This is a genomic window from Paraburkholderia phenoliruptrix (assembly GCF_047325075.1).
Lineage (GTDB): Bacteria > Pseudomonadota > Gammaproteobacteria > Burkholderiales > Burkholderiaceae > Paraburkholderia > Paraburkholderia phenoliruptrix.
On sequence record NZ_CP168531.1, the window covers coordinates 3,204,625 to 3,217,760 of the forward strand.

Consider the following 13,136-nt stretch of genomic DNA (forward strand, 5'->3'; position numbering starts at 1 on the left):
CGGCACCGATTAGAATCGAGCCCAATCGCACCTTTGCCGAATTCATGACCGATAGTCCGCCGCTCCCGTCCTCCCCTGCCGCGTCCACCGCGTCGGCCCCGCAGCGCCCGCTCGCGTCGATGCTGCTGATCGCCTACAACCAGCAACAGCAGATCGCCGACGCCGTGAAAGGCGCGCTCGCGCAAACCTACGAGCCGCTCGAAATCATCATTTCAGACGACGCCTCGCGCGACTCGACCTTCGCCGCCATTCAGGCGGCCGTGGCCGGTTACAAGGGACCGCACCGCGTCGTCGTGCGCCGCAATGAGGCGAATCAGGGCATCAGCGCGCACCTCTCGCAACTCGCGCAGATGGCGAACGGCGAGCTGCTGTTCGTCGCGGCCGGAGACGACATCTCGGCACCCGACCGCTGCGAGCGGGTGGTCGACTTCTGGCTCGCGCACGACCGGCGGCCGGATCTGATCGCGACCGACCTCGCCGACATGGACGAAGCCGGAAATATTCACGAGCGCATGAGTCCCACGGAACTGGACGGCTATCGCAGCTTCGACGACTGGCTGAACGCGCGCCCGTGGCTCATCGGCGCGGCGCATGCGTGGTCGCGGCGGCTCTTCGAGCGCTTCGGGCCGATGTTGCCGGGCGCCGCCGCCGAAGATCAGATCATGGTGCTGCGCGCGATCCTGTCCGGCGGCGCGCTGAGCCTGCGCGAGCCGCTCGTGCGCTACCGGCGCGGCGGGCTCTCGCGCAAGCGCCGTTATGGATCGGTGGATGAACTCATCGCCCGCATGCGGCAAAGCAACCGCTATGGACTCGCGGAACTCGCGCAGTTGCAGCGCGACGCGGAGATTGCCGGCGTCGGCGAGCGCATGCGCACGGCCATGGCGCCGAAGCTCGCGCGCGAGCAGTTCATTCGCGCGATGTTCGAGGCGGGAAGTCTCGCCGAGCGCGCCGGGCTGCTCGCGCGGAGCCCGGGCGTCAAACTCGGGCTGCGCATCCGGATGTTTCTATATGCCAGCTGTCCGGCAGTTTATGCGCCCGGATTGTGGCTGAAGCGGACCTTGCGCAAGCGGCGGGGATAAGGCCTGGCGCCGCATCTCAGCAGCGCCGCGTTCTGTCGGAGACCCTGGAATAGGCGGCGCCTTCGCGCCCGCCGTCAGGACGCGCTGCGCCGGCGCCGCAAGCGCTGCGCGAAAGGCGGACAGTGCGCCTCCACGCCGAAGCTCAGCACGCTCTTGCGCAAGCGCCGCATCATCTTTAGTGCGCGCAGGAAGCTCTCGCCGGTGTGGCTGATCAGCACGAATTCGACCGCGCCGCGCCAGTTTTCGATGCCGCGCGAAAAGGCATTCATGTCTTCGCGGGCGTGGGCCGGCAGTTCCGCGCCGAAGCGCCGCGCAAAGAGGCGGATCTGATCCGCGATGCCGTCGATCTGGCGCCGCCTGCTCGCGCCTCGCCGCTGTGCTGCCGCGGCGCTGCATTCGCCGCGTGCGGCGCTCGTCGGTCGCTGATTGGTCGCGCTCGCGCCGACCGCATTGCCGTCGTGTTGACGATATTTCAGATGAGGCGCCGCCACGTGACGGATCTCGCCGAATGCCGCGACGACCATCGCCAGCCACCAGTCATGCATGACGATGCCCGCCGGGAAAGGCAACGCGCGTTCGAGCGTCGCGCGATTGACGAGCATCGCGCAGCCCGGCACGTGGTTGCTCAGCAGGAAATCGCGCAGACGCTCGGCGCGGCGCGATTTTGCGGTGATGTCGAAAAGCGACGTCGACACGCAGCACAGCTTCGCGTCCACCAGCTCGATGTCGCAGAAGGCCAGCGCCGGCGTGGCCCGGCCGCGCGCCTGCTCGGCCTCGCGGACCTCGCGCATCAGGTCGGCGATCTTTTCCGGCGCCCACACGTCGTCCTGATCGGCGAGCGCAACGTAGTCGCCGCGGCAAGCGGCCAGCGCCCGCTCGAAATTGCGCACAATGCCGACCCGTTCGCCGCTCGCCACGAGGCGCACCGGAATGCGCCCGGCGTAGGCGGCGAGAAGTTCGGGCGTGCCGTCGGTGGAAGCGTCGTCGGAAACCACCACTTCGAGATTCGGCCAGCTTTGCGCCTCGAGCGAAGCGAGCAGCTCCGGGAGATAGGTGCGGCCGTTGTACGTCGCGAGCGCTATGGAAACCAGCGGCTCGTTTAGGTTGTCGTCGTGATGCATGTAAAAAGGAATCTCCGCGGCGCGGGACGGTGCAAGGCCGTCAGGATGCGGCCAATGTGAGAAAAGCGCAAACAAAACGCTTCAAAAACACAACACTGTACCGAAAAACCGACTAAATGACGGTTTGACAAGAGGCGGTAAGGGAGTTCAGCGGGGAATTCGGCGGGAAAGGCGTACGAGGGGCGCAAGGGGCGCGATGGCGAAATCCGTAAGCGCGTGTGGGCGGCCGGTGCTGCTTGCTGTCGAGCCGCGCCGTGCCCGGGCTCGCCCCGCCCCCGCATCCGGGCCGCAGATTTTAGTTAGCGAGGCGCAAAGCCCGGATGGCGCTCGGCGGCTTTCGCTGCATCGGCGTGTCGCGCAGGCGCAACCGGCGCACAGCCCCGTTCCGGCTGCGGCACGGCGGCCGGCGCGCCGTCCCATCACGCGGCGTTCTGCTGAAACTGAATGCGATGCAGATGCGCATACAGCCCGTTCTGCGCCAGCAACTCGCGATGGCTGCCGCGCTCGACGATACGCCCCGCCTCCATCACAAGGATGCGGTTCGCGCGCTCGATGGTCGACAGCCGGTGCGCGATGACGAGCGTGGTGCGGCCCTTCATCAGCGTTTCGAGCGCGGCCTGCACGTGGCGCTCAGACTCGGAATCCAGCGCCGACGTGGCTTCGTCGAGAATCAGGATAGGCGCGTCCTTGTAGATGGCACGCGCGATCGCGAGACGCTGCCGTTGCCCGCCCGACAGCATCATGCCGTTGTCGCCCACGAGCGTGTCGATGCCGTTGGGCATGGCGGCCACCGTGTCCCACAGGTTGGCCGCACGCAGCGCCGCCTCCACCCGGTCGCGATCCGCGGTCTGACCGTATGCGACGTTGTTGGCCACCGTGTCGTTGAAGAGCACGACGTCCTGGCTCACCATCGCGATCTGGCTGCGCAACGCGTGCAGATCGTATTCGGTCAGCGCGACGCCGTCGACGAGAATCTCCCCGCCGGTCGGATCGAAAAAGCGCGGCAGCAGGTTCACGAGGGTGGTCTTGCCGCTGCCCGACGGGCCCGCGAGCGCCACCATTTCACCCGGCGCCACCCTGAACGACACCTGGTCGAGCGTATGGCGATTGTGCGTGGCGTTGGTGCTGTACGTGAAGGAGACGTTGCGGAACTCGACTTCGCCGCGCGCGCGCTCGAGCGGCTTGCCGCCGCCCGCGGGCTCCGCCGGTTCGTCGATCAGACCGAAGATAAGCTCGGCCGCCGTCATGCCCCGCTGCAGCGGCTGGTTCACGTCCATCAGGTGCTTGAGCGGCGAAATGATGAGCAGCATGGACGTGACGAAAGCGACAAAACCGCCGACCGTGGTCTGATCCGACGACGACTGCACCACCGCGATCGTGATCACAACCGCGAGCGCGATCGACGCGAGGAACTGCGTCAACGGCTGGGCAAGGCCGCCGGAAACCGTCATGCGCATCGCGTAACCGCGCAGGCGCTTGCTCATCGACGTGAAGCGGTCGATCTCGTACTTCTCGCCGTTATGAACCTTGACGACCTTGTAGCCGCCCACGGTCTCCTCGACGATATAGGACAGCTCGTTCGTCAACAGCTGATGCTCGCGGTTAAGCCGCCGCAGCCGGCGATTGATCTTGCCGACCAGCCAGCCGATACCCGGCAGCAGCACGGCAACGATCAGCGTCAGGCGCCAGTTCAGATAGAACAGATAGCCGAGCAGAAAGATCACAGTGAGCGAGTCGCGCACCAGCGTAACCATGACGCTCAGCAGCACGTTGAGGATCTGATTGACCTCGAAGACAATCGCGTTGATGACCGTGCTCGCTGTTTCGCGCTGGAAAAAGGCGACGCTCGTGTGAATCATGCGGTCGAACATGCGTAGCCGCAATTCGAGCAGGATCTTGTTGGAGACATAGGCGAGCAGATAGCCGGACGCGTATTGCGCCACGCCGCGGATCAGTGCGAGGCCGATCACGGCGACGGGCACGAACCATTTCGCGTTGTCGCTCGCATGGGCGCCGAAACCCTTGTCGAGGAGCGGCTTGAGCAGCGCGGGGATGGCGGCGTCCGTGGCCGCGCTGGCCGCCATCGCGATAACGGCCCCGACGATCACCCACAGGAGCGGCTTGACGAACGGCCACAGGCGCCGGAAAACGACGGAGGGCGACGACGCCTCACCTCCACCGATGGGTTTGCTTAACGTTGGCTTCGCGCTCAAGGAATCCTCTGGAAATGCGGGACGAGATTCGCGCCGGCGACCGGCTGCCCCGCGGCGCGAAGATCGAAAAGAAGCATTGTAAACGGTTGACGTTGATGGCCGGCTGACGTTTTGGCGACGGCTTCGGGGTACGCGGAAAGAGTGCGCCGTGTGTGTATACTTGCGCGACCCGCGGCGCTTGGTCGCGCGCTTGGTGGCGCGCTTCGCCAGGTCGTTCCCTCTTCACCTTCACGCCATTCGCAATCAGCCCTTCAGGTATGCAATCCACCACCCTCGGCGTCGCCATCATCACTAAAAACGCGGCGGCGCGGCTGGCCGAATGCCTGCAGTCGGTGGCCTTTGCCGACCAGATTGTCGTGATCGACGGCGGCAGTACCGACGGCACCGCCGACATTGCCCGCGCGCACGGCGCTCTCGTCATCGAGCAGAGCGACTGGCCGGGTTTCGGTCCGCAAAAGAACCGCGCAGTGGACGCGCTCACCACAAGCTGGATTCTGTCGCTCGACGCCGACGAGATCGTCTCGCCGGAACTGGCGGCCGCCATTCGCGCGGCGCTCGCGGCACCCACGGCAGATGTTTATGCGGTGGACCGGCTGTCGAGTTTTTGCGGACACTGGATTCATCACAGCGGCTGGTATCCGGACTGGATTCCGCGCCTCTTCAAACGTGGCGCCGCACGTTTTTCCGACGACCTCGTTCACGAACGGCTTGTTTTCGACACTCCCGCCCAACGCCTGACCGGCAAGCTGATGCACTACTCGTATGAGAACTTCGAGGGGGTACTGCGCAAGCTCGATGCCTATTCGACCGCCGGCGCGCTGCAGCGTCATGCGGCAGGCCAACGCGGCAGCTTCGGCAAGGCGCTGCTTCGCGGTGCCTGGGCGTTCGTGCGAACTTATTTGCTGCGACGAGGTTTTCTCGACGGCCGCGCCGGTTTCATGATCGCCGTATTCAACGCTGAAACCGTGTACTACCGGTTTTTGAAGCTTGCGCGACTCGCGGAAGCGTCGCGCTCGAAGTAGGGCTAGAAGGCGCGCTCCGAGTCGTGTTTGGAATCGTGTTTGAAGTTGCGTTTGAAGTTGCGTTTGAAGTCGCGTTTCAAGTCCCGCGGTCAAGTCCGATTAACAGCGGCACGGCCCCCGTGCCCGCTGCTCCGGCCACTGCTCAATAGACAATCTCAATCGCGCTGCCGGCGAATTGGCCGCGCAGGTCGGCGAGCAGTTCGTCGGTCGGCTTGACGCGCCACGCGTCGCCAAGACGCATTTCGCCCTCGGCATTCTCGCTGCGGTACACGACCTGAACCGCGAGCCCATTCGGAATATGCACCGGCTGACGCTGACGGCCATTGTTGTCGCCGTAGCCGCCAAAGCCGCCGCCCTGACCACCATTGCGACCGCCGCCGTTGCCGCGCGCGGCAGCGGCAGGCGCCGGCGCTGCTTGAGGCTCGTCCTTGCCCGCGCTGTGCGCTTCGAGGACGCGCCGTAACGCCTGCGCGTCCGCGTTGCCGTTCATCTTCACCTTCACGGCCTCGGCATAGCGGCAGCGCGCGCGGCCCAGATCCATGACCGTTTCCACCGTGAAGCGGATGCCGCCCGTGAACGCGTCGTTACGCGCCTGGCCTTGCACGACAAGCAGCTCGTCTTCCTTGAACAACTGCTTGTTCGCCTCGAAGATTTCGTTGAACACCGTCACTTCGCATTGACCGGTGCCGTCGTCGAGCAGCGCGATGAGCATCTTGCCGCGTTGAGTCATCTGCGTGCGCAGCGATGCGATGATGCCCGCCACCAGTTTGTCGCGCCCTTCTTTCAGCTCGCCGATCTTCTGGCGCACGAAGCGGCGCACCTCGTCCTTGTAGGCGTCGAACAGGTGGCCCGACAGGTAGAAACCGAGCGCGGCCTTTTCTTCCTGAAGCTTCTTCTTTTCGGGCCACTCCGGTTCGTCCACCAGTTCGTGCCCTTGCGAAGGCGCGTCGCCCATATCGAAGAGGCCCGCCTGCAATGCATTGGCGCTCGCCTGCTCGGCGGCTTCCATGGCGAGCGACACCGAGGCGATGAGCTGCGCGCGGTTCTGATGCAAGCTGTCGAACGCGCCCGCGCGGATCAACGCTTCAATCGTGCGGCGATTGACGACGCGGCGGTCAATCCGGTTGCAGAAATCGAAGATGTCGATAAACGGGCCGTCTTCGCGCGCCCGCAGGATTTCTTCAATCGCGTTCTGACCGCTGCCCTTGATCGCGCCGAGGCCGTAGCGAATGGTCCTCGAGCGCTTGCCGTCCGCCTCCGCGACCGGCTCGAAGCGATACGCCGACAGATTGATGTCCGGCGGCAGCACGGCCATCTTGTTGACGATGCAGTCTTCGAACAGGATCTTCACCTTGTCCGTGTCGTCCATGGCGAGCGACATATTCGCCGCCATGAATTCCGCCGGATGGTGCGCCTTCAGCCACGCGGTGTAGTACGCAAGCAGCGCGTAAGCGGCCGCGTGCGACTTGTTGAAGCCATAGCCCGCGAACTTCTCCATCAAGTCGAAGATTTCGTCGGACTTCTCGCGCGTCAGACCGTTTTTTGCCGCGCCTTCCGCAAAAAGCTCGCGGTGCTGGGCCATTTCTTCGGGCTTTTTCTTACCCATGGCCCGGCGCAGCAAGTCGGCGCCGCCCAGCGAATAGCCGCCGATGATCTGCGCCATCTGCATCACCTGCTCCTGGTAGACCATGATGCCGTAGGTCTCTTTCAGAACAGGTTCGACACGCGGGTCCGGATACTCGACCACTTCGCGGCCGTGCTTACGCGCGCAGAAGCTCGGGATCAGGTCCATCGGCCCCGGACGATACAACGCGACGAGCGCGATGATGTCTTCAAAGCGGTCGGGCTGCGCGTCCTTCAGCATGCCTTGCATGCCGCGGCTTTCCAGCTGAAACACGGCGACGGTGTTCGCTTTCTTGAGGATCGAGAACGACGCCGGGTCGTCGAGCGGCACCTGCCCGAGCGACCAGTCTTTCTTCGACGGATCGAGACGGCGGATATAACGCTCGGCCCAGTCGAGGATGGTGAGCGTGGTTAGACCCAGAAAGTCGAACTTGACGAGACCGACGGCTTCGACGTCGTCCTTGTCGTACTGGCTCACCACGCCGCTCTCGTCGCCTTGCGTGTAGAGCGGGCAGAAATCGGTCAGCTTGCCCGGCGCGATCAGCACGCCGCCCGCGTGCATGCCGACGTTACGCGTCAGGCCTTCCACGCGCTGCGCGAGTTCGAGCAGCTGGTGCACTTCGTCTTCGTTGTCGAAGCGCTCCTGCAGGAGCGGCTCTTCCTTCATCGCGTCGGCAATCGTGACATGCTTGCCGGGCTTGAACGGAATCAGCTTCGCAATGCCGTCCGTGAACATGTAGCCAAGATCGAGCACGCGACCGATGTCGCGCACCGCCGCCTTCGCCGCCATCGTGCCGAAGGTCGCGATTTGCGAGACGGCGTCGGCGCCGTACTTTTCCTTCACGTACTGGATCACGCGGTCGCGGCCGTGCTGGCAAAAGTCGATGTCGAAGTCTGGCATCGACACGCGTTCGGGATTCAGGAAACGCTCGAACAGCAGGTTGTAGCGCAGCGGATCGAGGTCGGTCACGCCAAGCGCATAGGCGACGAGCGAGCCCGCGCCCGAGCCCCGGCCCGGCCCCACCGGCACGCCGTTGTTCTTCGCCCAGTTGATAAAGTCCGCGACGATCAGGAAGTAGCCCGGAAAGCCCATCTTGATGATCGTGCCGCACTCGAATTCGAGGCGCTGGTAATAGGTCTCGCGCTGCGCGGCGCGCTCCGCTTCGTCTGGATACAACTGTTCGAGGCGTTTTTCCAGGCCCTCTTTCGACAGATGCACGAGGTAGTCGTCGAGCGACATGCCGTCGGGCGTCGGAAAGAGCGGCAGCTTCGGCTTACCCAGTTCGAGCGTGAGATTGCAGCGTTTCGCGATTTCGACCGAGTTGGCGAGCGCCGACGGAATATCCGCAAAAAGCGCGGCCATCTCGTCCTGCGTGCGGAAATATTGCTCAGGCGTAAACCGCTTCTGGCGCCGCGGATTCGCAAGAATGTCGCCTTCGGAAATGCACACGCGCGCTTCGTGCGCGGTGAAGTCGTCGGGCGTCATGAACTGCATGGGGTGCGTGGCGACCACCGGCAGTTTCAACGACGCCGCGAGCGCCACCGCCTGCTGCACGTACTGCTCGCCGCCCGGCTGACCGCAACGCTGCAACTCGATATAGAAGCCGCCCGGAAACACCTTCGCCCAATGCAGCGCGTTGCGCTTCGCCGCCTCCTCGTTGCCCGCGGCCAGCGCAAGGCCGATGTCGCCCTGCTGGGCGCCCGACAACGCGAGCAGGCCTTCGCCGAGCCCCGACTCGAGCCAGCCGGCCTCGACTTCCGCACGGCCCCGATACTGGTTCGTGAGCGAGGCCTTGCTCAGCAACTCGCAGAGGTTCAGATAGCCGCGCCGGTCCTTCACCAGCAGCAACAGGCGCGAAGGTTTGTCGCGGTCGTCCGGATTGGTGATCCAGACGTCGCAGCCGGCAATGGGTTTGACCCCTTTGCCGCGCGCTTCCTTGTAGAAACGGACGAGGCCGAACGCGTTGCCGAGGTCGGTCAGGGCGAGTGCCCCTTGACCGTCTTTGGCGGCCGCCTTGACGACGTCGTCAAGACGCACGATGCCGTCGGCGATCGAAAATTCGGAGTGGAGGCGGAGATGGACGAAGCGGGGATCTGACATGGGCGACATTGTAACTCCACCCTCCCGCAGATTTCAGCGCAAAACACCCGCCTGGCCGTCCGGCTTAGGACGCCGCCGCGCTGCGCCGCATCCACGGCAATTTTTCGAATTTTGTTGGCCGCGTACGGAAAAGATCCGCTGAAATTCTGTCGCCCTTTGCGCTAGCGCAACCGACTGGCCATTCGGCCGACTCAAGGAAACCGCCGGGTTGAGGGATAATAGCGGTTTCGCCGAATCCCAAGGGGCGGCAGAACGGGCGTTGGAGGCATCGGAATGCCCTCAGGCCAGAAGAAACCTCGGGCTTGCGCCCCTGCGGCGGCGGAATCCGCGCCGCAATCCGGCCGGGCCCGCCCCAAGCCGCCACTTATTACCGCTTTGCATCCATGAGTATCGTCAATCTCGCCGCGTATCATTTCGCGACCATCGAAGACACCGCCGCCTGGCGCCCGCACGTCACCGAACGCTGCAACGCGCTCGGCCTGCGCGGCACCGTGCTGCTCGCGCCCGAAGGCATCAATCTGTTCGTCGCCGGCACGCGCGAGAACACCGACGCTTTCATCGACTACATCCGTCACGATCCGCTCTTCGAGGGGAAATTCGCGAACCTGCAATTCAAGGAGAGCCTGTCGGAGAAGCAGCCGTTCACGCGCATGCTCGTCAAGCTCAAGCGCGAAATCATCACCATGAAGAAGCCGGCCATTCGTCCGGAATTGGGCCGTGCGCCGTTCGTCGACGCTCCCACGCTCAAAGCGTGGCTCGACCGCGGTCACGACGACGAAGGCCGCCCCGTCGTCATGCTCGACACGCGTAACGCGTTCGAAGTGGACGTCGGCACGTTCGACAACGCGCTCGACTACCGCATCACCAAATTCAGCGAGTTTCCGGAAGTGATCGAGCAGAACCGCGCCGACCTCGAAGGCAAGACGGTCGTCTCCTTCTGCACGGGCGGCATTCGCTGCGAGAAGGCCGCGATCCACATGAAAGACGTGGGGATCGAGAACGTCTATCAACTCGAAGGCGGCATCCTCAAGTATTTCGAGGAAGTGGGCGGCGCCCATTATCACGGCGACTGCTTTGTCTTCGACTACCGCACCGCGCTGAATCCGCAGCTTCAGCCGACGGCCACCGTGCAGTGTTTCGGCTGCCGCGCGGTCGTGACGCCTGAGGAGCAGAAGTCGCCAATGTATGTAGCCGGCAAGACCTGCCCGCACTGTCATCCGGACAACAAGGCGGCTCGCGCGGCCTGACTCTCGCGACGAGTTGTGGCAGGTTGTGGCCGGAGCCCGTCGCGGCTCAATGCGAATAAACCTCCAACGCATCGATTCATGAACTATCGCGGACGCTTCGCGCCGTCGCCTACCGGCCCGCTGCATGTCGGCTCGCTCGTGAGCGCGCTCGCAAGCTGGCTCGACGCGCGCGCGCATGGGGGCACCTGGCTCGTTCGCGTGGAAGACATCGACGGACCGCGCACGGTGCCGGGCGCCGCGCAAGACATTCTCGCCACGCTGGAGCGCTTCGGCATGCGCGCCGACGAGCCGCCCGTCTGGCAAAGCACGCGCATCGCGCGTTATCAGGAAGCGCTGGAACAGCTGAAGGCCGCCGGCTTCGTCTATCCGTGCGGCTGCACGCGCAAGGAAATCGCCGACTCGCTCCTGCATGCGCATGCGCGCAACACCACACTCGCCTATCCTGGCACGTGCCGCAACGGCCTGCACGGCAAGCCGGCGCGGGCGTGGCGCCTACGTGTGCCGGACGGCGAGGCGGCCGTCGTCGGTTTCGAAGACCGCTGGCAGGGCAAGCAAACGCAGAACCTCGCGACCGAAGTGGGCGATTTCGTGCTGAGACGCGCGGACGACCAATGGGCGTATCAACTGGCGGTGGTGGTGGACGACGCCGATGCGGGTATCACGCACATTGTGCGCGGCGCGGATCTGCTCGACTCGACCGCGCGGCAAATCTGTCTGCAGCGGTGTCTCGGCGTGCCGACGCCCCGCTATCTGCATGTGCCGGTGGTGACAAACGAGCAGGGCGAAAAATTGAGCAAGCAGACCGGTGCAACGGCGCTTGACTGCCAGGAGCCGCTTCAAGCGCTGATGGCAGCGGCACGGCACTTGGGATTGAACCTCGAGGAGACCAGCGGGAGCGGCTTGGCACCCACTACGCTGGACGATTTCTACGCCGCGGCCACGGCGGCATGGTCTAAAAAGATACGCCTGAGCACGTGATTGTGGCACCGAGCGGCTCAGTCAAGATCACCGCACCTGAATGAGCGTCCAGCCAGCCTCAAAGCCACTTGGCTCGCCATCCTGAGGCAGGCGAGCACCACGCAAAGCCCGCAACAGACAGACACTTACGACGACTTGCGCGGCATGCCGAAGCCGCCCAGCAACGCGGCGAGCGGCTGCTTCGAAGACGGCTTCTGCGGCGCCGAGCGGGCGGCCTCCGCCTCTTCCACCTTGCGAACCGAAGCGGGCGACGGTTCATACGGCTTCAGGAAGAAATCGTCCACGGGCTGCGCGCGGTGATGATGCGGCCGGTCGAACGAACCCGACGGCGCGCCCGCGCGGCGGCGGCCGCCGCGTTCGTCGCGGCCCTCGCTGCGTTCGCGCCGCGGCGCGCGTTCTTCGTGATGATGACGCACCGGCGTATCCACGGTCAGGCGCTGCACCTCGAGCGGACGTTTGATCAGCTTCTCGATATCCGCCAGCTGCTTTTTCTCGTTCGGGCTGAAGAGGGACAGCGCGTCGCCGGAAGCGCCCGCGCGGCCGGTACGGCCAATACGGTGCACATAGTCTTCCGCGTTGAAGGGCAGATCGAAATTGATCACGGCCGGCAACTCGGCAATGTCGAGACCGCGCGCCGCCACGTCTGTCGCGACCAGCGCCTCGATCTCGCCGCGCTTGAAGGCGTCCAGCGCCTGCATGCGCTCGTTTTGCGAGCGGTCGCCGTGGATCGCCGTCGCGACCACACCGTCGCGCTCCAGACTGCGCGCAAGGCGGCTCGCGCCTATCTTGCTGTTGCAGAACACGATCACCTGCTTCAGATTGCGCTCGCGAATCAGCTGGACGACGGCACCGGTCTTGTCGCCCTCGGCCACTTCATAGACGATCTGCGTGACGTTGGTCGCCGTGGAGTTGCTGCGCGCGACTTCAATGGTTTGCGGATTGCGCAGGTAGGTGGCGGCGAGCTTCTTGATTTCGCCCGAAAACGTGGCCGAAAACAGCAGCGTTTGGCGCTCTTTCGGCAACAGATTCAGAATGCGCTGCAGGTCCGGCAGGAAGCCCATGTCGAGCATCCGGTCCGCTTCGTCGAGCACGAGAATCTGCACCTGACCCAGGTTGGCAGTTTTCTGTTGCACGTGATCGAGCAGGCGGCCCGGCGTGGCAATCAGAATTTCGACGCCGCGGCGCAACTGGTCGGACTGCGGATTCATGTCGACGCCGCCGAACACCACGGCGCTGCGCAGCGCCGTGTGCTTTGCATACGACTGCACGTTCGCGGCAACCTGATCGGCCAGCTCCCGGGTCGGCGTGAGAATCAGCGCGCGCACCGGGTGGCGGGCGGGCGAAGCGCTCGTGCTCGCGTGCGGCAACAGGCGCTGGATGATCGGCAGCGAAAAGCTCGCCGTCTTGCCGGTGCCGGTTTGCGCGGCGCCCATCACGTCGCGGCCCGCCAGCACGACAGGAATCGCCTGTGCCTGGATCGGCGTGGGCGTGGTGTAGCCCGATTCCTTGACCGCTTTCAGGATGTCGGGCGCGAGACCGAATTGATCAAAAGTCGCAGTGCTGGGCGTGACGGCTGTGTCGGACATGGTGGCTTTCGCTAAAAATGCGTCGGCGCGTTGCGCTTGGCGCGTGCGCGCGGCAGCGGTTGGAACCGCCGAAGGCATCAGGATGAAGGCGGAGCCACGGCGTTCCGCACGGACCCGTTGCTATTGCGGGAAAGGATGCGGCCGGCTCCGGCCGGCGGAAACATCC

The 13,136-nt window shown here is 64.6% G+C and carries 8 protein-coding genes; 4 read left to right on the plus strand and 4 right to left on the minus strand.

From position 1 onward, the window contains the following. The first annotated feature begins 44 nt into the window (after window positions 1–44). Window positions 45–1,079, plus strand: a complete 1,035-nt coding sequence (locus tag ACEN8U_RS26255) for a glycosyltransferase (RefSeq protein WP_310106146.1) — start codon at window positions 45–47, stop codon at window positions 1,077–1,079. A 74-nt stretch (window positions 1,080–1,153) separates the two neighbouring features. Here ACEN8U_RS26255 and ACEN8U_RS26260 read toward each other — a convergent pair whose 3' ends face one another. Continuing rightward, window positions 1,154–2,200 carry a glycosyltransferase family 2 protein gene (locus ACEN8U_RS26260; protein ID WP_310106143.1) on the minus strand — a complete coding sequence of 349 codons (1,047 nt, stop codon included), beginning with the start codon at window positions 2,198–2,200 and terminating at the stop codon, window positions 1,154–1,156. Window positions 2,201–2,619: 419 nt separating this feature from the next. Continuing rightward, window positions 2,620–4,413 (minus strand): lipid A export permease/ATP-binding protein MsbA, encoded by a 1,794-nt coding sequence (gene msbA, locus ACEN8U_RS26265; RefSeq protein ID WP_013587671.1) that lies wholly within the window; start codon window positions 4,411–4,413, stop codon window positions 2,620–2,622. Window positions 4,414–4,670: 257 nt separating this feature from the next. Here msbA and ACEN8U_RS26270 point away from each other — a divergent pair, with 257 nt between their 5' ends. Further along, on the plus strand, window positions 4,671–5,435 hold the full coding sequence (locus ACEN8U_RS26270) for a glycosyltransferase family 2 protein (RefSeq protein WP_310106140.1): 765 nt from the start codon (window positions 4,671–4,673) through the stop codon (window positions 5,433–5,435). A gap of 142 nt (window positions 5,436–5,577) precedes the next feature. On the opposite strand, the gene dnaE is transcribed toward ACEN8U_RS26270, so the two are convergent. Beyond that, entirely contained in the window at window positions 5,578–9,168 is a 3,591-nt protein-coding gene (gene dnaE, locus ACEN8U_RS26275; protein WP_310106137.1) for a DNA polymerase III subunit alpha, read from the minus strand. Window positions 9,169–9,542: 374 nt separating this feature from the next. On the opposite strand from dnaE, the gene ACEN8U_RS26280 reads away from it, so the two are divergent. Beyond that, the gene (locus tag ACEN8U_RS26280; protein WP_310106135.1) at window positions 9,543–10,406 is read left to right on the plus strand and encodes a sulfurtransferase; all 864 of its coding nucleotides are present in this window, start codon (window positions 9,543–9,545) and stop codon (window positions 10,404–10,406) included. 78 nt (window positions 10,407–10,484) lie between these two features. Then, window positions 10,485–11,384, plus strand: a complete 900-nt coding sequence (gene gluQRS / locus ACEN8U_RS26285) for a tRNA glutamyl-Q(34) synthetase GluQRS (protein ID WP_310106132.1) — start codon at window positions 10,485–10,487, stop codon at window positions 11,382–11,384. A gap of 125 nt (window positions 11,385–11,509) precedes the next feature. Here gluQRS and ACEN8U_RS26290 read toward each other — a convergent pair whose 3' ends face one another. Then, a complete protein-coding gene (locus tag ACEN8U_RS26290; protein ID WP_013587666.1) occupies window positions 11,510–12,970 on the minus strand; it encodes a DEAD/DEAH box helicase in 1,461 nt (486 codons plus the stop codon). Between the last annotated feature and the right edge of the window lie 166 nt (window positions 12,971–13,136).

What these genes read in the sequence shown, in the direction of transcription:
- ACEN8U_RS26280 (WP_310106135.1), top strand. Translation starts at nt 9,543, where the DNA reads ATGAGTATCGTCAATCTCGCCGCGTATCATTTCGCGACCATCGAAGAC.
- ACEN8U_RS26260 (WP_310106143.1), bottom strand. Translation starts at nt 2,200, where the DNA reads ATGCATCACGACGACAACCTAAACGAGCCGCTGGTTTCCATAGCGCTC.
- ACEN8U_RS26270 (WP_310106140.1), top strand. Translation starts at nt 4,671, where the DNA reads ATGCAATCCACCACCCTCGGCGTCGCCATCATCACTAAAAACGCGGCG.
- dnaE (WP_310106137.1), bottom strand. Translation starts at nt 9,168, where the DNA reads ATGTCGCCCATGTCAGATCCCCGCTTCGTCCATCTCCGCCTCCACTCC.
- ACEN8U_RS26290 (WP_013587666.1), bottom strand. Translation starts at nt 12,970, where the DNA reads ATGTCCGACACAGCCGTCACGCCCAGCACTGCGACTTTTGATCAATTC.
- gluQRS (WP_310106132.1), top strand. Translation starts at nt 10,485, where the DNA reads ATGAACTATCGCGGACGCTTCGCGCCGTCGCCTACCGGCCCGCTGCAT.
- ACEN8U_RS26255 (WP_310106146.1), top strand. Translation starts at nt 45, where the DNA reads ATGACCGATAGTCCGCCGCTCCCGTCCTCCCCTGCCGCGTCCACCGCG.